This window comes from Paenibacillus sp. SEL1 (assembly GCF_054602535.1).
In genome coordinates, this window is sequence record NZ_CM137723.1 from 1006723 (window position 1) to 1031374 (window position 24652).

General features: G+C 45.7%; 26 protein-coding genes. 7 read left to right on the top strand and 19 right to left on the bottom strand.

Translation table 11 applies throughout. The annotated features are described in order from the left end of the window. Positions 1-36: 36 nt before the first annotated feature. Positions 37-627: a spore protease YyaC gene (gene yyaC / locus ACYCSE_RS04800; protein ID WP_459701667.1), complete on the bottom strand. Its 591-nt coding sequence runs from the start codon at positions 625-627 to the stop codon at positions 37-39. Positions 628-747: 120 nt separating this feature from the next. On the opposite strand from yyaC, the gene ACYCSE_RS04805 reads away from it, so the two are divergent. Next, positions 748-975: a DUF1128 domain-containing protein gene (locus ACYCSE_RS04805; RefSeq protein WP_013373034.1), complete on the top strand. Its 228-nt coding sequence runs from the start codon at positions 748-750 to the stop codon at positions 973-975. Between the two features lie 196 nt (positions 976-1171). Here the strand turns inward: ACYCSE_RS04805 and ACYCSE_RS04810 are convergent, their stop codons facing one another. Continuing rightward, positions 1172-1891: a pirin family protein gene (locus ACYCSE_RS04810; protein ID WP_459701669.1), complete on the bottom strand. Its 720-nt coding sequence runs from the start codon at positions 1889-1891 to the stop codon at positions 1172-1174. Positions 1892-2122: 231 nt separating this feature from the next. Here ACYCSE_RS04810 and ACYCSE_RS04815 point away from each other — a divergent pair, with 231 nt between their 5' ends. The 4 genes from ACYCSE_RS04815 (at position 2123) to ACYCSE_RS04830 (ending at position 4245) form a co-directional block, all read left to right on the top strand. Continuing rightward, positions 2123-2827 (top strand): phosphatase PAP2 family protein, encoded by a 705-nt coding sequence (locus tag ACYCSE_RS04815; RefSeq protein ID WP_459701671.1) that lies wholly within the window; start codon positions 2123-2125, stop codon positions 2825-2827. A gap of 137 nt (positions 2828-2964) precedes the next feature. Continuing rightward, entirely contained in the window at positions 2965-3222 is a 258-nt protein-coding gene (locus tag ACYCSE_RS04820; protein ID WP_013311925.1) for a GlsB/YeaQ/YmgE family stress response membrane protein, read from the top strand. A 53-nt stretch (positions 3223-3275) separates the two neighbouring features. Further along, positions 3276-3677 (top strand): YtxH domain-containing protein, encoded by a 402-nt coding sequence (locus ACYCSE_RS04825; RefSeq protein WP_023990268.1) that lies wholly within the window; start codon positions 3276-3278, stop codon positions 3675-3677. Between the two features lie 91 nt (positions 3678-3768). Next, complete coding sequence (locus ACYCSE_RS04830) at positions 3769-4245, top strand: DUF5665 domain-containing protein (protein WP_165179367.1); 477 nt, start codon at positions 3769-3771, stop codon at positions 4243-4245. A 115-nt stretch (positions 4246-4360) separates the two neighbouring features. Here the strand turns inward: ACYCSE_RS04830 and ACYCSE_RS04835 are convergent, their stop codons facing one another. From ACYCSE_RS04835 to ACYCSE_RS04885, 11 genes are all read right to left on the bottom strand, one after another. Continuing rightward, entirely contained in the window at positions 4361-5320 is a 960-nt protein-coding gene (locus ACYCSE_RS04835; protein WP_459701674.1) for a magnesium transporter CorA family protein, read from the bottom strand. 119 nt (positions 5321-5439) lie between these two features. Then, positions 5440-6213 (bottom strand): sigma-70 family RNA polymerase sigma factor, encoded by a 774-nt coding sequence (locus ACYCSE_RS04840; protein WP_013311929.1) that lies wholly within the window; start codon positions 6211-6213, stop codon positions 5440-5442. After that, positions 6210-6662, bottom strand: a complete 453-nt coding sequence (gene rsbW / locus ACYCSE_RS04845) for an anti-sigma B factor RsbW (RefSeq protein ID WP_061831463.1) — start codon at positions 6660-6662, stop codon at positions 6210-6212. The genes ACYCSE_RS04840 and rsbW overlap by 4 nt, the downstream gene beginning before the upstream one ends. Positions 6663-6680: 18 nt before the next feature. Then, a complete protein-coding gene (locus ACYCSE_RS04850) occupies positions 6681-7019 on the bottom strand; it encodes an STAS domain-containing protein (protein ID WP_023990272.1) in 339 nt (112 codons plus the stop codon). A 99-nt stretch (positions 7020-7118) separates the two neighbouring features. Further along, positions 7119-8789, bottom strand: a complete 1671-nt coding sequence (locus ACYCSE_RS04855; RefSeq protein ID WP_459701677.1) for a response regulator — start codon at positions 8787-8789, stop codon at positions 7119-7121. Positions 8790-8808: 19 nt separating this feature from the next. Continuing rightward, the gene (locus ACYCSE_RS04860; RefSeq protein ID WP_023990274.1) at positions 8809-9678 is read right to left on the bottom strand and encodes a CheR family methyltransferase; all 870 of its coding nucleotides are present in this window, start codon (positions 9676-9678) and stop codon (positions 8809-8811) included. A gap of 79 nt (positions 9679-9757) precedes the next feature. Then, positions 9758-13477 (bottom strand): response regulator, encoded by a 3720-nt coding sequence (locus ACYCSE_RS04865; protein WP_459701679.1) that lies wholly within the window; start codon positions 13475-13477, stop codon positions 9758-9760. Continuing rightward, positions 13461-14642, bottom strand: coding sequence for a PP2C family protein-serine/threonine phosphatase (locus tag ACYCSE_RS04870; RefSeq protein WP_190297954.1), 1182 nt, complete (start codon positions 14640-14642; stop codon positions 13461-13463). Before ACYCSE_RS04870 ends, ACYCSE_RS04865 begins: the two co-directional genes overlap by 17 nt. A gap of 235 nt (positions 14643-14877) precedes the next feature. Next, positions 14878-15219: a YflT domain-containing protein gene (locus ACYCSE_RS04875; protein WP_023990277.1), complete on the bottom strand. Its 342-nt coding sequence runs from the start codon at positions 15217-15219 to the stop codon at positions 14878-14880. 96 nt (positions 15220-15315) lie between these two features. Then, positions 15316-15834: a hypothetical protein gene (locus tag ACYCSE_RS04880; protein ID WP_061831467.1), complete on the bottom strand. Its 519-nt coding sequence runs from the start codon at positions 15832-15834 to the stop codon at positions 15316-15318. Between the two features lie 51 nt (positions 15835-15885). After that, positions 15886-16407: a DUF948 domain-containing protein gene (locus ACYCSE_RS04885; protein WP_250266674.1), complete on the bottom strand. Its 522-nt coding sequence runs from the start codon at positions 16405-16407 to the stop codon at positions 15886-15888. Positions 16408-16667: 260 nt separating this feature from the next. Here ACYCSE_RS04885 and ACYCSE_RS04890 point away from each other — a divergent pair, with 260 nt between their 5' ends. Then, positions 16668-16835 (top strand): DUF1328 domain-containing protein, encoded by a 168-nt coding sequence (locus tag ACYCSE_RS04890; RefSeq protein WP_028541846.1) that lies wholly within the window; start codon positions 16668-16670, stop codon positions 16833-16835. Between the two features lie 125 nt (positions 16836-16960). Here ACYCSE_RS04890 and ACYCSE_RS04895 read toward each other — a convergent pair whose 3' ends face one another. Together ACYCSE_RS04895 and ACYCSE_RS04900 are read right to left on the bottom strand one after the other, a co-directional pair. Continuing rightward, the gene (locus ACYCSE_RS04895) at positions 16961-18127 is read right to left on the bottom strand and encodes a C40 family peptidase (protein ID WP_336078269.1); all 1167 of its coding nucleotides are present in this window, start codon (positions 18125-18127) and stop codon (positions 16961-16963) included. Between the two features lie 191 nt (positions 18128-18318). After that, positions 18319-19188, bottom strand: a complete 870-nt coding sequence (locus ACYCSE_RS04900) for a cation diffusion facilitator family transporter (RefSeq protein ID WP_459701684.1) — start codon at positions 19186-19188, stop codon at positions 18319-18321. 410 nt (positions 19189-19598) lie between these two features. On the opposite strand from ACYCSE_RS04900, the gene ACYCSE_RS04905 reads away from it, so the two are divergent. Further along, positions 19599-19784: a hypothetical protein gene (locus tag ACYCSE_RS04905; RefSeq protein WP_029517162.1), complete on the top strand. Its 186-nt coding sequence runs from the start codon at positions 19599-19601 to the stop codon at positions 19782-19784. 174 nt (positions 19785-19958) lie between these two features. Here the strand turns inward: ACYCSE_RS04905 and ACYCSE_RS04910 are convergent, their stop codons facing one another. From ACYCSE_RS04910 to isdE, 4 genes are all read right to left on the bottom strand, one after another. Beyond that, entirely contained in the window at positions 19959-21587 is a 1629-nt protein-coding gene (locus ACYCSE_RS04910; protein WP_061831472.1) for an ABC-F family ATP-binding cassette domain-containing protein, read from the bottom strand. A 283-nt stretch (positions 21588-21870) separates the two neighbouring features. After that, positions 21871-22650: an ABC transporter ATP-binding protein gene (locus ACYCSE_RS04915; protein ID WP_069290385.1), complete on the bottom strand. Its 780-nt coding sequence runs from the start codon at positions 22648-22650 to the stop codon at positions 21871-21873. After that, positions 22640-23623, bottom strand: a complete 984-nt coding sequence (locus ACYCSE_RS04920; protein WP_069290386.1) for a FecCD family ABC transporter permease — start codon at positions 23621-23623, stop codon at positions 22640-22642. Before ACYCSE_RS04920 ends, ACYCSE_RS04915 begins: the two co-directional genes overlap by 11 nt. A gap of 14 nt (positions 23624-23637) precedes the next feature. Next, positions 23638-24597 carry a heme ABC transporter substrate-binding protein IsdE gene (gene isdE, locus ACYCSE_RS04925; protein WP_459701687.1) on the bottom strand — a complete coding sequence of 320 codons (960 nt, stop codon included), beginning with the start codon at positions 24595-24597 and terminating at the stop codon, positions 23638-23640. Positions 24598-24652 lie beyond the last annotated feature (55 nt).

The following is a 24652-nucleotide window of genomic DNA, read 5'->3' on the forward strand; positions in this document are numbered from 1 at the left end:
AGTAGAACATGCTGATGTATATTATTAAGCAGACCATCAATATCTGAAACGGTAACCCTCTGGAAAATCTTGCGAAGCTGTTTTTAAGCCAAATTCATAAGCCGCCGCATTAGCAATATGCGCAGCCATGGTCATGACCAAGTGAAGCGACGTCATTTGGAGTGTCCAATAGGGTTTGGGACTGCGCTCATTCACAATCGCTGCAACACTATAATGACCAACAGACGGCAGAGACAGCCCCACCGATCGCGCAGGAGTTAGCGGTTCACGCGCAATAAGAAACATTCCCGTTGAGCCGTGCTGTCCAAGACAAGCATCTATGGCGATCACATGATGATCTTGGGGAATGCACTCCAAGTATGATACCAGATGATCTGCATCACAGGGCTCCGTCATTGTGCCAATCACGTGCGGAAAGCCTTGCTCCTTGAGCATGGTGCCTACCAGTGGCCCGAGTGAATCACCCGATGAGCGATCTGTACCGATGCAAACAAAAGTCAACTTATCTATAGCATGCTGATGATGAATTTCTCGGAAAAACGGCGCGAGTCCATCTCGATCTGTTTTCTTTACATTATGTTCTAAGGACGAGCGACCGAGTGCGGAAGCTCGATTATACAAAGACAACTTTGTCCATCCTCCTTGATTCGGTTGTATATCGGTAATCTGGCTTTCAGTACATTCTACAACAAAAACATGATACAATACAGGCAACTTCCCCTGTTATGAAAGGATGGAAAATTAACGATGGATTTGTCTGTACCGTCTCATGCCAACATTGAGTATATGATTGAGGGTATTAAAACCAAGCTCCGTATGGCGAGTGGTGCTGCTATGCAGGCATCCGCTTTCTCGCTGGAGCAATACGAGGACATCCATGATGTCTATGATATGGTGATAAGCAAGCCTAACCTGAGCATTTCAGAGGTTGAAGCTATTGTTTCTGAACTGGGTAGATTGCGTAAGTCCTCCTGAATTAGCTTATAGGAATACAGCTTAGCTGTATTACAACCTATCATCATGAACAACAGCCTTCATGATAGTGGCCCTGTCAGCGTAAATAAAGCTCGTATTCCCGCTCGTCTCAACAGACGTGCAACGGGATACGAGCTTTATTTTTTCGATTGCATATACGCATTTCCATACACTTCTTCACTCACTCAAGGATGCTTCAAGGCAAATCCGCTAACACCAATTCAGATATATCCTCATTGCCTGTAGCTCGGATCTTTAATGTACAGCTTTTTTGAATTCGCGCGGCATCGCCAGGCCCTAACTGAAAATCCCCATCCTGGCACGTAACTTCCACATGACCGTTAACTACATAGATGTGGGTGCGGCGCTCCTCTTGCTGCGGATATTCAAGCTGCTGTCCTTTTTCCAATCTGCTCAGATACAGATTTATATCCTGCGCGATGGATAACGCTCCCTCCACTTCTGAACCAGACACAACAGTCTGAAGCCGATTTAGACGTTCACTGTGCTTGAATCTTTGCACTTGATAAGAAGGCTGAATGCCAGGACTCTCGGGTAAAAACCACATTTGCAAAAAACGAACCGGTCTTTCATCCCCGGTATTTCGCTCTTCATGTTCAATTCCGGTGCCTGCACTCAGAACCTGGATCGAGCCGCTTTTCAAATCCTGCTCATGTCCTAAGCTGTCGCTATGATGCAATTGGCCTTCAATTACATAGGTGACGATTTCCAAATCGTGATGCGGATGTCTTTTGAAGCCTTGCTGCGGTTCAAGCTCGTTATCATTATGGGCTAGCATACAGCCAAAATGGGCATTGCTCGGATCTTCATAATCGGCAAACGAAAAGCTAAACTCACTATGAATCCATCCTTTATTTGAGGTATGTCTTTCTGCCGATGTCACTATTTTAATCATCCTTAACACCTCCATGGATTACAGTTCCGTAAAGTAGCCTTGCTTCGTGATGACTATTCCACTTCCGGCCCTGGCATTACAAACGCTGTGATACGATCCCTTTACCCCGGGCTTATATGCCTCAATCAGCCTGTCTTCTCCGTCGGTTTTTGCTCTTAAGTTCATTATTAGTTAAGTTAATAGTACGAAAAATTGAATCTATTACAGCCATAAGGAGGAGATTTATTACATATGCTATCCCATGAACCCCAATCATCCCGGTTCCTACCAAGCTATTTGTGTCGTAGTCTGTATGCATCTATTATCATGATCGCTGTGTTGCTTCTCATCGCCTACTCTGTGAAGTGGATTGGCACAGCTCCTTTTCTATATTGGGATGAACGCATACAGGATGCCGTTTTTCCAGACACAGCAGCTGCTCGTTACCAACTGCTAACCATCGCTATATTCATTACATCTTTAGGTTCACTCCGCATGTCGTTGATCATCGCCCTCGGTGCTGCTACCTTGTGTTGGGTCAGCCTCCGTTCAAAAGCTTATTCCTTTGCGATCCTAAGCAGCTTTACGGCGATGTGGGTGCTAAATACGCTCATCAAGGAAATTTTGCAACGGGAACGCCCGTCACTTCAACATTTGGTTGAAGCCGGGGGTTATAGTTTTCCCAGCGGTCATGCGATGATTTCTATGGGATTTTTCGGAACGATATTTGCCATTTGGGCCATAGAACGAAAGATTCGTGGGCGTTCGCTCTTTCTTCCGTGCGCTCTGGGTGCACTACTGATTCTCTTGATTGGATTAAGCCGCGTATATCTAGGCGTTCACTTTCCTACAGATATCGTGGGTGGCTATATTGCGGGTATAATTTGGCTGGTGTTTACCGTTCCTGTGATCTATTGGCAAGCGCGCATGCAGCTTCCTTCCACCCCCCACCGGTAAATGTCCGAGACGGCTTTTTGTTTCACTCCGGGTCACGACGTTTATATACGAAGTAAGCAAGGCACAGCAATATCGAAGCTCAGCATTCATCAAAAACGTTATGGTTTTGTGAACTTAGGATAAGGGAGGCGATCCTTGTGTGGGGAATTGTACTAAGTATTGTAATGGCTATTATTATCGGATTGATTGGCGATGCACTGGCTGGTCATGAAATGCCTGGCGGTATTGCGGGCTCTATGATTGCTGGATTTGTAGGAGCTTGGCTAGGTGTCATGCTATTGGGAGACTGGGGCCCGGTCATCGGAGATTTTGCAGTCATTCCAGCCATACTCGGAACCGCATTGTTCGTGTTCTTGCTCGGACTGGTGTCCAGGCTATTAAGAAGGGCTACCTAAAATTTTATATATATATTTTTTATTCTTTAATTCTATAAGAGGAGTGATATAACATGAGTAACATTGACAATCAAAATATGGCAAGTACTTCAGGTTTTGCAAAAGGTTTATTTATTGGAGGTTTGATTGGTGCTGCCGCAGCCCTGCTGTTCGCGCCGAAGCCGGGTCGTGATTTGCGTAGTGATCTGTCTGATAAAATTACAGTTGTCTCTGATAAAACAAAGGACGTGGCATCTGTAGTGAGCAGCAAAGCGACAGATTTGGCCAAAACCGTTTCCACCAAAACAGCAGATGTAGCCAAAACGGTATCCGAGAGCAAAGACAACATCGTATCCAGCGTAACCAAGGCTTCTGCAGATGTCGCTAATGAAGCAGCCAAAGCGGATAAAGAAGTTATGGATGCAACGGCTCAAGCGGCCAAGGATACGCAAAAACAATTGAATGCAAATTCCTAACAGCTACACATTCTGATGGCAAAAAATAAGCCCTACACTGAACAGCCAGCATGCAAGAAGCTGGCTGTTTTTAAATGATAGAAAGGCTGGGATGACAATGAACAAGCCAAATTCCTATGGAGATGATCTTACCGCGAACAACAAAAGAACCTTTCATCCCCTACAGGCTCAAGATCAGCCAGATGAAGTTTCATCCAAGCAGACTTCTTCTACTCATAATCATGTTAAAACACATGATCAGGAGAGGGACTTTGATGTAAATGAGCATCCTTTTGAGCTGCGCCATGAGGTCAAGCGGCTTAACAAACGCTTAGATCAAATAGCAGATACGCTCGAAAGAGCAGAATTCAAAGATATTCTGGAGAACTACTCCAGCACTAAAAGAAGAATTATGAGCAATCTGACCGCAGGCATTGCACGTGGTCTCGGTCTTACGCTGGGCACAGTGGTTATACTCGCCTTGCTCGCTTGGTTGCTCAGTTTCCTGGTACAGTTAAATCTTCCGGTCATCGGAGATTTCATCGCCGAATTATTAGGATATATCAAAATGAGCCAAGGTACTAAGTAATCGTCCTTATCTCATTTAAAAACGATCCATCGTAACCGATAATAGACTCCTCAAAGAGCCTCCAGTTACGATGGATCGTTTTTTATTTGTACATTGTAACAGCTGTAATCAACCGCTACAATTTGTTGCGCTTGTTAGCCTTCAATAAATCTCCTGTCCACCCCTTCATCATCAGCCAGCCGTACATTCCCGCCATACTTAGCAATGTGGCAATAATCACGGTGGTAAAACCCCAGCCTGTTTTAATCCAAGGCAGATTTTCAAAGTTCATGCCCCATATAGCGCCCACTACGGTTGCTGGTGTAAATACGGCGGTGACAATGGTGAGCGTCTTCGTAATCTCATTCCCCCTAAATGCGGAAATGGCGTCGTCAATGGAGATCAATGTGTCAATTTCCTTTTCATAATGCAGGAAAAGTCCTTCCATCCGAGTAACACGGTAAAGTAACTGCTTGAAAAAACGATTCTCCTCCAGTTGATCCAGATATGCCTCCCGAGAAGCCGTTACCAGCTCTGAAAAAGGAATGAACATATTGCTCCAATACAACAGCTCGAAACGTGCATTCAATATAGAATCCATTAGCGTACGAGCATTCCTTTTCTCCATCTCCTCTTCCAGTCTTCTCAGGTTGATCTCGAACTTATCCATACCTGTATGAAAATAATGAAGCACGGCTCTCGCCAATACAAACATGCCGTCAGCTGAATTCTCACACTGTTCCAGCATTTTTTGGCGTTCCACGGTGTGCATAATTTCACGGGTATTTTGATCCAAATTTAACGTCACTAACTTCTGGTTCAGAACCAAAAAATAAAACTTGTTGCAATTGCGCTGACTGTCGATCTCCTCCTGAACGGAGTAAATCAACGACCCATACATTAAGGGTTGATTGCCATCTGGAAAGCGCACAGATATAAAGCTGGATGGAATGTCCTCTACCTTGTCCAGCCATTCTGCGGCTTCTGGGAGCTTTTCCTTCAAGTGCTGTATGACCGATTCTTGCCAATTCCCAGCACTGATGTCCCACCATTCCCATCCTCCGCGAAAGGAAGAAATCTGTTCAAATGCTGTCATGGATTCCAAACTTCCTCCCAACCTTTTTGCTTTATAAAAAGGACACGCTTCCCATATCGGAATAACGTGTCCTTACGATGTGACGTCAAATATGTTAAGCCAAGAATTCCGCAGTCTTCTCATGAAATAGAGGAATTAGACATAATCTGCTTCAGCTTTTCCGTTGCCCGCTTCTGAATACGGGAAACGCTCATCTGCGATACGCCCAACGTCTGTGCAATCGCACGTTGAGATTGACCGTCCTGAAATGCTAGAAGAAGCACCTTTTGTTCCTGCTCCTTCAGTTGGCTTAAAGCCTGCTGCAAATCCATTCGTTTTTCTACAGTGTCATAATCGTTAGCATCCGAGCTAATGAGCTCGCCTAACGTAGCTGCACTCTCTTCCTGAGATAAAGGAGAGTCTAGTGAAACATAGTGATAGCACTCACGACCAGCAAGCACCTCGATCGTTTCTTCTACGGTAAGATCCAAATAGGTCGCAATCTCGTCTACATTGGGTGAGCGTTCCAATTTAACGGTCAGTTCATCAATAGCATGTTGAACAAGCGCACCCTTTTCCTTAATGCGGCGAGGAACCTGGATGTACCAGGATTTGTCGCGCAAATAATTTTTCATATGTCCCAGCATACTTTTCATAGCATACGGTTCAAATGGGATACCCAAGCTGATATCGTATTGCTGAAGCAGACGTATCAAAGCCATCTGACCGGTCTGATATAAATCCTCGTATAAGTCCGGACGGTTACGGGAGATCTTCCCGGCAGCCATCTTGACCATCGGCTCATACTTGCGGATCAGCACGGTAGCAATCTCGTTATCTTTTGTTTGCTGGTACTCCCAGATTAGACCAACGGCTTCATCCATCGACTCCGGGGGAGTTACCTTTTCATTCATACTCTTTCCTCACTTCTGGTCAGGCGCTTTACCAGCACCACTTCGGTGCCTTTTCCTGTCTCATTCAAGATATGGACATCGTCCATAAGCGCCTGCATGAGATAAAAGCCTAATCCGCCTATCTGCGCATCATTCAACTCCTTGTCATGCAAGGATGCGATACGGGACGGGTCCTCCACACGTTCAAAGCTCTCCCCTTCATCTTTGACACGAATGGACAACGAAGCTTCATCAAATTCAAATGTCACTTCCACGACTCCCCCCTCATGACCATACGCATAAAGGACAGAGTTATTACAGGCTTCCGATACAGCCACTTTCATGTCTTCAATATCCTCATAAGAGAATCCCATTTTCGCGGCAATACCGTATAAATTTAATCTTACAATATCAACAAAGTCAGCAGTTGCCGGCAAATTAAGAACTACTTTTTGAATTTGAGCATTCATTTCTTTTTCTTTCCTTTCCTATTGGGAATTCTCCTGGGGGACAAAGAATTTGGCAATACCGGTCATATCAAACAGCTTTTGAATTTGAGGCGGTACCTCTTGAACAGCAAAGCGAGACTCCATCCCATGCCTTGCTTTTAAAATGGATAACAAGATACCAATACCCGTGCTGTCAATGTATTTAAGGTCTCTCAAGTTAATAATCAAATCTTGGCTGGACTCCCCCACCAAAGGCTCCATCACCAGACGAAAATCAGGTGCTACCGAAAGATCCAACTCTCCACTCAGATAAACGGTATTTACGCCATCGGTTGTTTCTGTAATTGCATTAAATTTCTCATTTTTATTTGTATTCATAGGCCTACTCTCCCGAAAAAAGATTTCCCTACATACTAACCCATTATACGAGCGTTTGAATCACGGTATAACTTTTTAAACACTACCAAATGCCACCATCTAGGCTTCATTGATTTGATCTTTACCCGACTGCATTGGAAAATGGTCCGGAGAATGCCGTAGCAACGCCTGTTTTACACTGCTGATTTTAACGGGCTTACTAATATAATCGTTCATCCCAGCTTCAATACATCGAGGCTGAATACCCTCCATGACGTTAGCCGTCATGGCGATAATGGCAGGTTGGGATCTTCCCGCCAATTGTTCACGCACTCTACCCGTACACTCCAGACCGTCCATCACAGGCATTTGCAAGTCCATAAAGATATAGTCATAGTCCTGATTCGCCATGACCATATCAAGCGCCTGTTGCCCATCTGCTGCCACATCTGAAGCTAAACCAAGCTTATCCAGTATATTAACCATTAGCTTCTGGTTGATCGGATGGTCATCCACCACCAGTACAGGTTTACGACTTGGAGACTCCTGATGTGGAATTTCCCAATCGTGGCTGGACTCCCCCTCCAGTTCATTTTCCTCAGCAAAGCCAAGCTTCATTGTAAAATGAAACGTCACACCTTGTTCTCCGCTCGTATCTACACGGATATCTCCGCCCATCATATTCACCAAGGTTTTACAAATGGCGAGTCCTAACCCGGTACCACCATATTTACGCGTCATTGAAGAATCCAGTTGGGAAAAGGGCTGAAATAGCCTTTCGACCTTAGCCGATTCAATGCCAATGCCTGTATCCTTCACAGAAAACTCAACGGTAAGTCCATTGTCACTTTGCTCTTTGACAGATGCGAAGACATATACCCCGCCTTGGTCTGTAAATTTGACGGCATTGGATACCAGGTTAATCAATACTTGTCGCAATCGCCCCATATCTCCATATAACACCGGTGGCATCTGTTCATCGAGAAAATAAACCAGCTCCAAATTCTTTCGGTTGACTTCTACCGTAAACAGGCTGAAAACTTCCTTGATACAGGAAACCAGATCAAAAGGATATTCCTCTACCTCCATTTTGCCTGACTCCAGCTTGGTAAAGTCCAGAATATCATTAATGACCGCTACCAGCGCGTCTGCGCTACGACGGATGATATCAGCATATTCCTGCTGATCGGTCTGCAGCTCTGTCTCCATCAGCAGATCAATCATGCCAATAACACCGTTCATAGGTGTGCGGATCTCATGGCTCATCATTGCCAGAAATTCCGTTTTGGCATTGGCAGCAATCTCTGCTGCCTCCTTGGCGGCAATCAGTTCGCTGTTCATCTTCTCAAGCTCCTGCGTCTTGTGGTGAAGCAGCATGGATTGTGTCTTCAAGCGTTTGTTTGTCAGATACATTTGCACGAAGCCTTCAATTTTGGACTTGAGAATTTGAGGGATGAACGGCTTCACCATATAATCAATACCACCGGCTGAATATCCCGCAAACAAATGCTCAGCTTCCTTGCTGTTAGCTGAAATAAAGATGATCGGAATATCCTTTGTTTTCTCTCTGGCCTTGATTAACTTTGCAGTCTCAATTCCATCCATACCCGGCATCTGCACATCAAGGACTACAAGTGCGAATTCATCTTTTAATAGACATCGCAGCGCTTCTTCCCCGGATGTGGCTTTTACCAGATTATATTGTTCACTCTCCAGCACCGCCTCAAGAGCGAGCAGGTTCTCAGGTCTGTCATCTACCAGCAATATATGAATCGGTTCATGAAGCCCCATGGAATCCTCCTAAGCATCTCTATTTAATCTTCCGGTATATTTTTTCTATCCGGTCCAGCGGCTCGTAGGAATCACTATAATCGGTAAAATGTATGGATTCCTTGGCCCCAAGCACCAACACACCAAAATGACTCAAGCTATCATAAAACAACCCATGTACATGGTTGCGAAGTTCGTCGTTAAAATAGATCATGACATTCCGGCAAAAAATCACATTGAACTCGTTAAAGGACCGGTCTGTCGCTAAGTTGTGCTCCGCAAAAATAATATTCTTCCGTAAAAAAGGATGAAACATCACTGAATCATACTTGGCTGTATAATACTCAGAGAACGATTGTGTGCCCCCGGACTCCAAATAATTTTTGGTATACAGCTTCATTCGGTCGATCCCGTATACGCCTTCCTTCGCCTGCTGTAAAGACAGGTTATTCATATCCGTCGCATAAATGCGAGCCTTATCATATAAGCCTTCTTCATGCAGCAAGATCGCCATAGAATATACTTCCTCACCAGTGGAACAACCTGCATGCCAGATTCGAATGTACGGATACGTTCGCAAAATAGGAATGATTTTCTGCCTGAAATTTAGAAACAGCTCCGGGTCACGGAACATCTCGGTCACCGGAATGGAAAGGCTTTGTACCAGTCTATCGAAGGCGCTGCGATCATGCAGCACCTTCTCCTGAAGTCCTGATATCGTGCTTACGTTCTCGGACTGCGCATGATAATAAACACGCCGCTTAATCGAAGGCAGAGCATAGTTACGAAAATCGTAGCCGTACAGCCGATGTATACCTTCCAGCAACAGCTCAATCTCAATCAATTCCCGCTCAGTATCATTCGATTTCACTTCATTAGCAGCATTATCCGCCATATCCTTAGATGTCATAATCTCTCTCCAATTCCTAAATAGGTTTTGCCTATGCCGCTCCAATCATGTGTCGATTTATATTACCCATTTTTTTGGGTTACGAATACAACCAAACCCGCATTAATGATAAAAGCTGTTCGGTTTGAATCGGTTTTTTCACATAATCGGAAGCGCCTGCCTCAATACACTTGGAACGATCATCCTTCATGGCCTTGGCTGTCAGGGCAATAATGGGCATCTTCTCGAATTGTGGCATTAGCCGGATACGTCGCATCGCTTCATATCCATCCATTTCCGGCATCATCATATCCATCAGCACCAGATCAAAATCAGGTGTCTGTTCCAGCAGTTCCAGTGCTTCTCTTCCATTTTCCGCAAAGGTAACCTCCATACGATAGCTTTCCAGCACACTGGACAGAGCAAATACATTGCGAATGTCATCGTCTACCAACAATATTTTTTTACCTTCAAACAGTTCTTCCTTGTTGTATAGCTTCTGCAAAATTTTGCGTTTGTCCTCAGGAAGGTTCGCCTCTACACGATGCAAGAACAACGTTGTTTCGTCCAAAAGCCGTTCCGGCGATTTAACATCCTTAATAATAATAGACTCTGCATATTTACGAAGTTGCGTTTCTTCTTTGCTATCCAGATCTTTGCCTGTATAAATAATGATCGGCAGATCAGTTAGCTGTTCATTCTCTCGAATACGATCCAGCAGTTCAAAACCAGTCATATCGCTCAGCATTAGATCCAGTACCATGCAGTCATACCGCTGGGTAGCCAGCTCATTTAGTGCTTCCTGACCTGTCGATACCGCCGTAATGGCAACATCATCATGATCGATCAGCTCAATAATGGATTTACGCTGATTATCATCATCTTCAACCACAAGGAGACGTTTGACCATCTGGTCCGTATACGATTTGATATGTGAAAATGCTTTATCCAGACTTTCCTTCGAAGATGGCTTTTTGAGATAGGCAATCGCGCCCATCATCAAGCCCTGCTTCACATCATCTATGACCGAAATAACATGCACTGGAATATGACGTGTCGATGAATTTCCTTTTAGCTCGCCCAAAATGGACCAGCCATCCATCACAGGTAATTGAATATCTAATATAATAGCGTCCGGCAAATAAGACTGAGCCATGTTGAGCCCATCGTCTCCTTGGAGAGCGATCAGGGCCTTAAAGCCCCGACTACGGGCCATATCGTACAAAATATTAGCAAAATTAATATCATCCTCAATAATCAGCAGCACTTTATCCTGTGAGGTAATCTCGTTTCGGTCGTCCCCCGGATGAATAATGTCCGCCGCTTTGTTTTTCGAAGGCATCTGATATAATGGCAATCGTTTAGCAGGCATAATCATGGGAAGATCCGTTTCTGCCGAGGCTGCGACATTCTCAAAATCCGAATTCACAACCCTACCGTTAAATTCCTCTCTCGAATGAGTATCCATATCCTCAGCCGTTGGCGTTTGTTCCGGCAAATACAGTGTGAAGCAACTGCCCTGTCCCTGCTCGGATTCCACCGTAATAACGCCGCCCAACAATCTGGAAAGCTCGCGGCTGATCGACAGACCTAGTCCTGTCCCTCCGTACTTCCGGCTGGTTGTACCGTCTACCTGCTGGAAGGCTTCGAAGATCAGATCCGTTTTATCGGAAGCAATCCCAATGCCCGTATCACGCACAGATAGAGCCAGATAGGATCTTCGTGGATTTAGCAGACCAGGAAGCTGCTCTCCGTTTGCCCGGGATACATTGAAACGAATAGAACCTTCCGTGGTGAACTTAAACGCATTGGACAGCAAATTACGTAAAATTTGTTTGAGACGATAACCGTCACTGATAATGGCATCCGGCAGGTTCTCTTCGATTTCGGTATGCAGTTGAAGCTCACGTTGGGCTGCAACCGGAGCAAAATTCTGCTCCACAAACAGTTCCAGTTCCTTCAAGTGGACCGCTTCATGGTTAATATCCATTTTTCCAGCGTCCACTTTGGATAAATCCAGAATTTCATCAATCATTTTCAACAAATCCGCGCCTGACATATAAATGGTTTGTGCATATTCCACTTGCTTTGGCTTGAGATTGCCTTCCTTGTTCTCAGACAAGAGCTGAGATAGAATAAGCAAGCTATTTAGCGGAGTACGCAGCTCATGAGACATATTGGCCAAAAACTCGGATTTGTATTTGCTTGTGATTCCTAGCTGCATTGCCTGTTGCTCCAACTGAGCTCGTGCATGTTCAATCTCGTCGTTCTTTTCTTCCACTTCTCGAACTTGTTCTTCCAGAGCTCTCGTTTTGGCAATCAGTTCAGTATTAAAATGCTCCAATTCTTCTTGTTGACGTTGTAACAATTCCTCTGAACGCTTGAGTTCTTCTGTTTGCTCCTCCAAATTTTCGTTGGAGCGCTTGAGTTCCTCTTGCTGAGTTTGTAGTTCTTCGGATTGGCATTGCAATTCCTCAGTAAGTGCCTGAGATTCGCGCAGCAATTGCTCTACACGCATCCGTCCCTTGATATTGTTCAGAATGATCCCCAAGCTCTCTACTAATTGAGCAAACAGCTTGGTTTCCAGATCACTGAAGCGATCCAGTGACGCTATTTCTACAGCACCAATACACTCATCCTCGAACAAAATAGGGAAAATCATAATTCCCACGGGCTTACTTTCTCCTAAGGCAGAGCCTATGGACAAATATCCGTCAGGAGCCTCTGTAATCAAGATCGACTTACGATCCAGAACACATTGTCCGAGCAAGCCTTCGCCCACATGGATAACGTCCCTAATCGAATTTTCGCCAGTCACCTTTGCATAGGAGCCGTATAACTTAAAACGGTTGTCTTCTACATCTTTCCCTTGCAAATAGATGGCTCCATAGCTGCCTCCCAAGATGGGCGTAAACTCACTAATGAACATCTGAGCAACCTGCTCCAGTGAATTCACACCACGGAACAGCTCAGTCACCCGAGCAGTATTGGCATTAAGCCAAGTTTGATCCTTCTGCGTTTGAAGGACGGAATGTTCAAATTTCCGCTTTTCTTCCAAGTCTCCGGCCATTTGTTGAAATACACGAGCGACCTCACCAATTTCATCTTTGGAGGCAACACTCATTCGGCTGATGGCCCTGTACTTTCCCTTGCCAAAACCATTAATCATGAGATTCACGACATTTAGACCTTTGGCAATGCTTGGGAGCACCCACAAAATAACCAGTAAGCCCATGATCAGGCCGGCGGCCATCAGAATTGTGGTAATCTGCACAGATTCTTCATACGCCAAATTGGCCTGCTTCATGTCGCTATCAATTTCCCGATCCTGAAAAACGGCAAGGGCATTAATACTATCCATCGCCTCTTCTTGGGCAGGCAAACCAGTACTATTGCGGAAAGCGTTAGCCTCATCAATACGATCTTGCCCCAACAAAGAAACCAGTCTTTGTTCGTAACTTAAAAATTCATTCCACGCGACGGCTACCCGATCAACCTGCTGTTGCTCTTCACTGGTGCCTGAATTTGTTTGCAAACTTGCCAGCACTTTCGTCCCAGTAGCCGAAATATCGTCCAGCTCGCGTTTGGCCTCACTAACGGAGGAACCTGGATTCAAGATCAGATTGGCCATCACTTTGGCCATATCATTCACCTGCCCGCGAATAGCTGTTGTTTTCCGGACCTTCATATATCGATCCTGATAAACCTGGTTTAGCTGTTCATTCAGGCTCCCCATCCGGTCATAGCTGATTAGCGTCAGCACAAGGAGGATCGCCATAAGCGATCCAAAGCCGATCAGCAGTTTATTTCTGATTTTCATGCAAGCTCTCTCCCTCTTTCAATGAAATCCAGATCAGGCACTTATCATCATCGCGATCCTGTGGCGTCTCATTACGAAAAAATGCATCCAGCATCGCTTCTTCGTTCCATTCCTCATACTTACGTAGACACTCAGTCAGATACTCCAACTGCTCCTCATATTCACCTTCCACCGCTTCCAGCAAGCCATCCGTATACAAAGCGATATGTCCAGTTCCTTCATAATGAATCGTGTGCATTTCTGCATCAATCTTATCAAACAAACCAACCGGGCTACATGCACGGTCAAATTTGGTAATGCTGCCATCCTGGTTGAACAGCAAACCGGGAGGATGTCCCGCATTTACATAGTCAATTCGCCGTGAACGGGTATCAATCACCATATAAATCGCCGTAAAATAATACTGTACCAGCTGCTTGCCCAGATCCAGTTGATTAAAACGACGATTCAGCTCTTGTATGACTTTCTCAGGCTCCACATATGTGGTCACCGTATCCTTAAGTACAGACGCAATGAACATGCAGAACAACGAGGAAGAAATGCCATGCCCCATCATATCAAGCAAAATGATGGCATATCGCCCCTCCCCTAACGGATACCATGAATATAAATCCCCTGCCAGTTCAAAGGAAGGCTGATAGAGCGCATTCACTTGCAGCACTGGGTCCTGGATGGCAGGACTAAGCACCGCCTGCTGCACCATTGCGGCCAGCTTCAACTCATCTTGAATTCGCTGATCCCGATCCTTATGCCAGTCCTTCTCCTGTTTGAGACGCAAGGCAGACCGGATTCGCGCCATGAGCTCTACCTTGTTGATCGGCTTCGTGACGTAATCGACGGCTCCCACATCTAGAGCTTCGGCCAATTTCTTGGAATCGCCTACCGCCGTTACCATAATAATCGGGATATCTTTTAAATGCTCATATTCCTGCACAATACTGCAAGCTTCAATGCCGTCCATTTCAGGCATCATCATATCCAGCAGCACCAGATCAATATCTGAAGGACGGGGCCTGAGACTAATGGTACGGTCGCCGATTCCCAGATGCTCCAACATTTCTGCGGCCGAGCTAGCAGAGATCACATCCCGATAATTTTCTTTTTTCAGTATTTCACGAATAATAATGACATTCGTCGGGTTATCGTCAACAATTAGAATTCTCATTGGCCTCTCCTTATCTGTAACTCATGTATTATACTATACCTGCTTATACGGCAACACCCTTGTTGATTGGAAGTAGTGTTTCCGTAAGAAGGCATTCCAAAAACATAGATAAGGAATGAGGCTAAAACCCCATTCCTTATCTATGTTTTTGGAGAACCCGCGAAACACTTGTGGTGCGGTCAACTTCCTCTTTTTCGAATCTAATGTCACTCAGCTTTTATGGTGAACAGCAATATCACGCTTTTTTAGCAATGACCAGCACTTTACCCTGATCCAGTTCTTTTTCATAAAAGTCAGCTTCGGTATCTGTAAATCCCAAAGAAGTAATTTTAGCGCGAAGCTCATCGCCGCGGGAACGGAACAAGTTGGCTAATGAGTCGAAAACGCCCTCTTCCTTAATCCCAATTTCCTTGGCATCCACCGTATCGGCAATACGATCTGTCCGATCCTGATCATGAGCGAGCACGAACACATCTTCATAACGATAGCCCGTGTTACGCAACTCATTTACTGCTTCAACGGCTTGTACACCATTATCTACCACTTTGGCATAAGATTTATGATTGGTCTGATTCATGTTTCTCACGCTCCTTTAAGGATTGACTTCTCTGACTATTACACTTCACATATCCATTTGAAACTTCCATGTTATGTCACGCCTCGTAAAAATCGATTACCATTCCGTTTCATCAAAAAACTCAACATACTTAGGTTTATCAGACGTCTCATCCATAAACACTTTGATTGCACGTTGTCCGCGTACATAGACCTCTCCGTCTTCCGCCGTGAATTGCGAGCCACCCAGCGCCTGATCCAGCGTTTTCCGTTGCAGCGGCAGCCACTTATCATTTACCTTGATTCGACCAGCAGCAGGATCTACATGCACATAAGAAACGACGTCCTCACGCATACCTACGACAACATCTGGATATTGGTATTCTGTAGAAAGCAGCAGCGTATCTTTTTTGACTCGTATTGGCTTACCCAGTTTTTTTAATACATCCGCACGGGTATCATCCAAAGATATGCCATTTAAGGTATGAAAATCTGCTGGTACAGCATGTGGAGCGGGTATCGTCTGCACAGTCCTAACCATATGCCCCGCTGTTTGCGGGGAAACGGTTTGCTGAACCGTATCCTGTCCGGAAAAGGGAGTGAGCAAACCAGCAGCTAGTAATAACGTCTTCATCATAAATCTCACCCTTTCAATGAATTTCCTGTAGTTTACGGTTCAGCCACTATGCTACTGACGCATTTTCTGCCACACCCCAGCAGCGATGTCTACATAACCCAACCAGTTTTTACCCGGTTTGGCCGCAGGTTCCTCATACGTCGCATTGTAGCTCTGAACCGTCCGCTCCGTTGCGGTCAAAGGTCTATTCGGTGTCGTTGCCTTGATCGCGTGATCCGTTCTGGAGGTATTACTCGTAGCGCTATGCGATTTCTGAAACCGTGTCATTAACGCTGTTGAGGCCTGCTTGGCAGCCAGCGTCACTTCGCTGAGTACCTCTCCCAAGTTTCTAACCGATTCCATCACTGGCTCCACTTGCTTCAATTTATGATCAACGTCTGCGGTGATGTCATTCGCATGTCGAACCGTTTGTTTTACTTCATAACTCAGTTCATCTATCGTTTTTTGTACATCCTGCAAGGTTTGAGTCACCTTATCCAGAGAGCCTTGTGCTGCTTTTAACGTTTTGATGAGGAAAATAACGAGAACTGCAAATGCGATAGCAATAATAAAAATGCTGACCTGTGTTAACATAGCGTAACCTCTCTTTCGTCTTTCACGATGATGTTTATGATTACTGCATAGTTACCCTTTAGATTCAGACACGAAACAACGTCCAAGCTGGCTTCTTCTCCGCTCCAAACGTTATGATTCACGGACTCTCGCACCGTTTAAAACACCATATAACGATGGCACAGCCACGAATAATCTATAGAAGTCACTGTCATCTGCAACCACGCTCTATCTTAGCGTGAGTATGCCACATTATATACAATTAAAGGAGAATACAGAACATGCTAAAATGGTCCGCTTTATTCTTAATTTTTGCTGTGATCGCCGGGATCTTAGGTTTTTTTGGTATCGTCGTGTCCATAGCTGCTACAATCGCTAAAATATTATTTGTGATATTTCTGGTGTTGTTCGTCATTTCACTCTTTACCGGAAGAAAACGGGTTTCATAGTTATCGGATGCTAGCTGCACAAGAGCAATATTCTTAATGTTTATAAAAAAAGGATGTTCCCACCCTGGTTAACAGGGCTGTGGAACATCCTTTTTTGATACAGCTTTTTAACAGTTAGCGGCGCTTTATTGAATCACGCTGCCCCCAAACAGGAAACGATCCTGCCAAGGCTTGCTGAAATCCGTAACTTTTACACCGCCACCCGCTACAGAAAACGTATGGAGAAGCTTGTTGTCTCCCAAATATACAGCTACGTGTGTAATCGTTTGGGAGGAATTATCCAAGGACGTGTACGCCCCGGAAGATGCATTATAATTTGTAAAGAAGAGCAAATCACCACGCTTCAGCGTAGTCATGTCCGTATTCGGCTGACTGTTTTGCTTGATCCACTCACCCTGTGAACGAGAATCTGCCGGAAGCTGGATACCTACAGCCTGACGGAAAATTTGACGGGTAAATGCCGAGCAATCAAAAGTAGCCGTACTGTTACGATCTGAACCATATTCATATGGAGTTCCGAGATAAGTCATCCCCGTGTTAATAACCTGGTCTATTGCAGCCGCTGCATCACCGGAAAACATGTTCATAGTTGACACAGGAGAGGCTGTCGCAGGTATTACGGTAGTATCAGGAGTGGTTGTCACCGGGGCAGACACAGGCTGCTGCACAACAACGCCCTCACCAATACGAATATACTGTGGAGACGAGCTGACGTAGCCCACCGTACCATCAGCTTTGGTAACCTTGAACCAATAAGCATTACTTGGGTCGGTAATCGTTACGACATCCCCTGCATTCAAATAGCCCAAAACCTCGGAAGAAGTGGATGCCTCCGCCCGCAAACGAACGGACGTTTGAATCGTGGCTTTCGTTTGACCGGCAGAACTATTCACTGAGGCCACTGCCTCTTTAGCTGAAACATTTTTAACTGACTCTGTGGCTTCCGATTTACGAGTGGTAGACGGGGTGACAGCAGCAGCGACGCTGGTAGCGCCAACTTTTATGTACTTGTCGGAGCTGCTAGTGTATCCGGTTACTCCATCAGAAGTCTTGATCTTATACCAATAGCTGTTCGTTTTCTCCAATACCGTTACGGCCTCTCCCTGCTTCATAAAGCTGACTACATCCCCTGTAGTCGAAGGACCGGATCTAAGCTTTACAGCCGCCTGAATAACCGCCTTCTGTCCTGTGGATGCTGTTGATGCCGCTGCGTCAACCTGACCCGGCGCCACATGAATTGCTGCCAACAGCGCGGCTGACGTCATGAGCATTCCCATCACGCGTCTTCTCAATGTTGCACCTCCTGGCTGTTTTTACGAATTTGAAGAGCATATCCAATTCCGACGAATATAGCCGGACATGCCTTCATTATAGTAAAAGCAGCAGGAAGAGAGATATAATCCAAACGTCACAAAAGGAAGCGTATACGCCTTTTACATATAGGTCTAAAGTCACTTTTAATACTAACAATTTAATAATTAATCTATAATTTGGGTTCTACATGGACATGGACATGCATCGTGTTATGAACCTCTTGCAGGCGTTCCTCAATCCGGTCGCTGATCCGATGCCCTTCAATCAGGCTGAGTTGCGGATCCACCTCAATGACCACATCCACCAGCGCATGATTGCCGTGTACACGTGCCTTAACGTCCCGAATCCCCTCTACTCCAGGTATACAGGCAATCGTACTCCGTAAGTCAGACAGTTCTTGCTCATCAAATCCATCGGTCAAGCTGTGCGTGGAATCCTTAAAAATATCCCACGCTGTTTTACATATGATGAATCCTACCGCGATCGCAGCTACAGTATCCAGCCAGGGTAGCCCGAACTGTGCGCCGATAATGCCAACTGCTGCCCCAACACTGACAAGTGCATCCGATAGGTTATCCTTGGCCGCTGCCAGCAAAGCCTTATTGTTAATTTGCCGTGCCAGTCTGTTATTGTAAAGGTACACTCCCAGCATAATCACCGCACAAATCACAGCTACACCCGCGGAGGTGATATTCGGTATTTGCTTTCCGCCCTTAAAAATGCTCCCGATCCCATCAATAAGCACCTGCAAACCGACGACAGCCATAATAAAGGACGCCAGCAGCGCCGCGATCGTTTCTGCCCGAAAATGTCCATAGGCATGGTCAGAGTCCGGTGGCTTTTGGGAAATTCTCAGTCCAATCAGTACAGCAACCGACACTACAATATCGGTGACATTGTTGAAGCCATCCGCCCGCAACGCACTAGAAGCAAATATATATCCGCTAATCAGCTTAAAGGCGGACAGCAAGAGATAAGCAGCAATGCTCACCCACGCCCCGCGCTCACCTTTTCGTATTTCTTCATAGACATTTACCACAACGTAGGACACTCCTTCAAATATATAGTTTCCAGCAGAACGATCTCGCCGCGCCCAAAATAAAAATAGCAGCATCGCTGCCCTGAATAATAACAATTTGTCTTGGGTTAACTGTTATTTTCAGGATAGCAGACGAACTTTGTGTGGGTCTAGAGAAACAGTCTTTCCGCTCTGCATCGCTGTAGTAACAACGAAAAAGTATTGCCAGGCCCCATTCCTGTAGGTTACACAAAACATTTTTTCCTTCACACAAAAAACAGACGTTTTCTCTTCCACCCCACCCCAGATGTGTGTTATCATTGTTGCCCTTGTCCCTTCTTTTAAAAACGTATAAAATGAGGACACAGCCGCGTTTTTCTTCAATCCAGCATGATTGACATGAATCTGGCGGCAACAGGAGGAATTTATTCATGAGCGATGCCAATGAACCACGTAAAGTAAATCTCGCAGATGCCATTCGGGAAAAGCTGGCACAAAAAAAACAGCAGTCCGGCGCTTCACAGCAGGGCGGCTTTCAAGGCGGTTCCACCAAAACACTGAAAAGCCAAAATACGAAGAAGCCGAACAACCAACGCCGTCGTACAGGCGGATCATAATCCACCTCGTAGCCTTAATAGGGTATCAAAGGTCTGGCGTACCTCACTGCCAGAACCAAATAAGCTATGGGCATGGTACAAAAACGAAAAAGAGGAGTCTCCCTGCCATCTTAATGGCCTAAAGGAGCTCCTCTTTCGTTTATCTAGTTAATTTGAAGTTAGCCGGTTTGAAGTTTAGCCAATTTCTACCGGATACATACGTTCACGCAACTTTGTGATTTCTTCATTTTCCAAGTACTCATCATAGCTCATCGTACGGTCGATTACGCCGTTTGGTGTAATTTCCACGATGCGGTTCGCGATCGTTTGAATAAACTGGTGGTCATGCGATGTGAACAATATAGTACCATCAAAATCAATCAGACCATTGTTCAGCGCTGTGATGGACTCCAGATCCAAGTGGTTGGTCGGTTCTTCCAGCAGCAACACATTGGCACCGTTCAGCATCATTTTCGCCAGCATACAGCGAACCTTTTCGCCCCCGGACAGCACACTTGCTTTCTTAAGCGCTTCTTCTCCAGAGAAAAGCATACGTCCCAAGAAGCCGCGCAGGAACGTTTCGTCCTGATCCTTGGAATATTGACGGAGCCATTCCACAAGATTCATGTCCACACCTTCAAAATAGGTGGAATTATCTTTCGGGAAATAAGCCTGGCTAGTTGTAATCCCCCAAGAAAATTCTCCGCTGTCTGCTTCAATCTCGTTCATCAACACCTGGAAGAGCGTCGTTTTAGGCAAACCGTTCGGACCCACAAACGCGATTTTATCGCCCTTGTTCACAACCAGACTGAACTCGTTCAACACTTGCTCGCCTTCAACGGTTTTACTGAGACTGTCTACGGTCAGCAGTTGTTTGCCCGCTTCACGCTCAGGCTTGAAGTTAATGAACGGATATTTACGGTTTGAAGGACGGATATCGTCCAGCGTAATTTTATCCAGTTGCTTTTTACGTGAAGTTGCCTGTTTGGACTTGGAAGCATTCGCGGAAAAGCGCTGAATAAAGGCTTGCAGTTCCTTGATCTTTTCTTCCTTCTTCTTGTTCGCATCACGAGTCAATGCAAGCGCAAGCTGGCTGGACTCGTACCAGAAGTCATAGTTGCCGACGTACATCTGGATTTTACCAAAATCGATATCCGCAATATGCGTACATACCTTGTTCAGGAAGTGACGGTCATGGGATACAACGATGACGGTGCCTTCATAGTCCATCAAGAAATTTTCCAGCCATTGAATGGATTCGAGATCCAAATGGTTGGTAGGCTCATCAAGCAGCAAATTGTTCGGACGACCAAACAACGCTTGAGCCAAGAGAACGCGTACCTTGTCGTTCCCGCTCATCTCAGACATATTTTTATCATGCAGGTCACGTGGAATACCAAGACCGATCAGCAATGCAGCTGCATCCGGCTCGGCATCCCAACCGTTCAGCTCCGCAAATTCGCCTTCCAGTTCACCGGCACGCAAACCGTCTGCTTCGGAAAACTCCGTTTTAGCGTACAACGCATCCTTTTCCTTCATGATTTCATACAGACGCGTGTGACCCATAATAACGGTTTCCAGAACCGGGAATTCATCGTATTCATAATGGTTCTGCTTGAGGACTGCCATCCGTTCGCCCGGTGTCATGTGAACCTCACCAGAATTGGCTTCGATTTCACCGGAAAGAATTTTCAAAAAGGTGGATTTACCCGCGCCATTCGCCCCAATCAGGCCGTAGCAGTTCCCAGGAGTAAATTTGATATTTACGTCTTCAAAAAGTGGGCGTTTACCATAACGAAGCGTTACGCCGCTTGTACTGATCATATAAGCATACCATCCTTATCATTAGTAAAGTGCTAAACACAAAATTACCGACGGCAATAGTATAACACACAAAAGATCGGATTCGAACCGTAGTATAAGCATAACCGCCCCTGAATCTCATCCAATATCTTATAAATAAAATAAAAAATGCTTCTGTCTCCACGATTGTCACCTGACAAACACATGGATCAGAACCATTTTCATGTTTTAAATTCGTTGAGATGCCGTGAGGACAGACGCGTTATTCAGTCGCAGCATTGATTGTTCTGTGCGCTGGTAAACGTCAGGAAACCCCGACACCTATCGGAATGAGGTACATGCCCGCTTCATCATCCTGTTTGATTACGACCTCCACGTCATAGACCGCCTGGATCAGCTCAGATGTAACGACCTCTGTAGGTGGGCCGTTCGCTATAATACGCCCTTCCTTCATGGCAATCATCACATCGCTATACCGAATAGCCTGATTGATATCATGCAGCACCATCACGATGGTCAGTCCATGTTCCTGGTTTAACTGCCGAATGAGCTCTAAAATTTCAAGCTGGTAGTACATATCCAAATAGGTGGTCGGCTCATCCAAAAATAAAATTGGCGTCCGCTGTGCCAAGGCCATTGCAATCCATACACGCTGCCGTTCTCCTCCTGAGAGCTGATCCAACGTGCGAGTTCTACGTTCGTTCAGATTAGTACAGGCTATCGCCCACTCGATCGCTTCCTCATCCTCATCACGTCTCGCTGTGAACATGTTCTTATGGGGCAACCTTCCGAAGCTGACGAGTTTTTCTACAGTCAAGTCGGAAGGTGCCTCATTCTGCTGATGGACTACCGCCAGTTGACGGGCCAGCTCCTTGGGCTTGTAGTGGGCTATCTCCTTGCCGTCCAGAATCACCTGGCCCAAGCGGGGAACAGCATTGTTGGACATCACGCTGAGCAGCGTCGATTTGCCGCATCCATTGGGACCAATTATGGTCGTAATCCGTCCCGACTCAATAACAGCATTAATAGCGTGCAGACGATCCGTTTTCCGATCATATGTGAAGGTTATATCCTTAATGTCCATAGGTGCGATCCGCCTTTCTGATCAGGAATATCAGGAACGGCCCGCCAATGACGGCCATAATAATAGAAGCCGGGATTTCATTGGGAGCAAGTACCGTCCGCCCCAGTGTATCCGCAAGCAGCAGCAGCAAGCCGCCGCATAATGCGGAAAATGGAATCAGCCACTTATGATCCGAGCCAACCAGGTAGCGGGCACAATGCGGAACGAGCAGGCCGATAAAGGCAATTACTCCTGCGATGGCTGTAGCCGTTGCTGCAAGCAGCACTGCAATCACAGAAATCAAAAGTCGTGCGCGCGTTACATTGAATCCTAGATTTTTAGCTGTTTTATCTTGAAGAGACAAGAAATTGCACCAAGAGAACACGAGCATGGCTAAAATTAGCCCAATCCCACCATAGGTCACAATAACCTCGACATCTACCCATTTTTTCATAGACAAGGTTGATGTAGTAACCTGGTTAATGCTGGTGACCGCATAACTGCCTCGATAGTTAAACGACTGACCTAGACCGGAAAAAATAGCGTTCACAGCTACCCCGATCAGAATGAGACGAATCGGATGCAAGCCAGATTTCCACGAAAACCCATAAACCATTAGACAAGCTAACGCACCGCCAATAAATGAAAAGAACGGCATCCAGAAATAAAGCGCCGGAAAGACCGTCACCGCAATCAGCGAGATCAATGCCGCTCCCGAAGAAATGCCGATAACCCCAGCATCCGCCAGCGGATTTTTCATGACGGCTTGCAGCAAAACACCCGCTACTGCAAGGGCTGCACCTGCCATTACGGACACGAAAATTCTCGGTAGTCTCAGGTCCTTGACCACATTCACCTGATCATCTGTACCTGTCCATAATCCGGTCACCAACTGACTCAAATCCACCTTGAGACTGCCTGTCATCGCTGAATACAGCATGACGCCAACGAGTAAGACAATTACAACAATAAGGCTCCAACCTTTTTTGGACATGTCATCAGCTTCCTTTAATTCGAAGGATACAGCATTTTCATCAGCTCATCCAGCGCCGAGTTTGCCGCTAAATTCCCTGTTGTGCCAAACAACGGTTCAGGCAGATCATAGACATGCCCATTTTTCACAGCGTTGAAATGCTTCCAGATATCGTTAGTTTTGAACTCTTCATCGAACATTTTCACTACTTCATCCGGCATCCCGTGTGCAGCGCGCAAAATGATATCGGGGTTGGATTGCTGCAAGGCTTCGGTATTGTGGGCAATGAACTCCACTTTCTCGCCCTGAACCACATTGGTTCCGCCTGCAATTTTAACCAGATCCCCAATATAGGAATGCTCTGTAGCCACCAGATAGCTTCCCGGTACTCCCAGCAAAATCAATACTTTAGGGGATTTCTTCCCTTTGATCTTTTGTTGAATCTCGGCTACTTTCGCATCCAAAGCTCCATTAATCTCTTTGGCCTTATCGGCTTTGTCAAACGTGTCTCCCAGTTTTTGAATTTCTTTTTGCATATTCGCGAGACTTTCAAAATTTAAAAATTCGGCATTGATTTTCAAATCTTTAAATTTAGGCTCCAGATCATATTTCAGTGTCGTCACCGACAGTACGTCCGTCGGCTTCAATGACATCACTTTTTCCATATCAGGACTCATCGGATTACCCACATCAGGCACATCCTTGTAACGGTCAGGCAGCACTTTCGTGCTTGTCGGCTTGCCTGCCAAATCCAGGCCCAGTGCATCCGTGATTTCCGCAATGGCTACCGTAGTCGCCACAATACGAGGAGCTTGAGCTTTACCGTCAGACGACTTTCCGATTGCATTAGATGTTGCCGCTGATTTCGAACCATCGCTCTGGTTCTGCCCGGCCTGTGCCCCTCCCGAACATCCAGCCAGCAACAAGATCACGATGCCGATTAACATATACAAACCAAATGTTTTTCCTTGAGCCAATGCTATATACCGTTTCATGAAAATCCAGTCACCTCAATTCAAAATATAGAAAAACAGTAGGAGCCCCAACTTT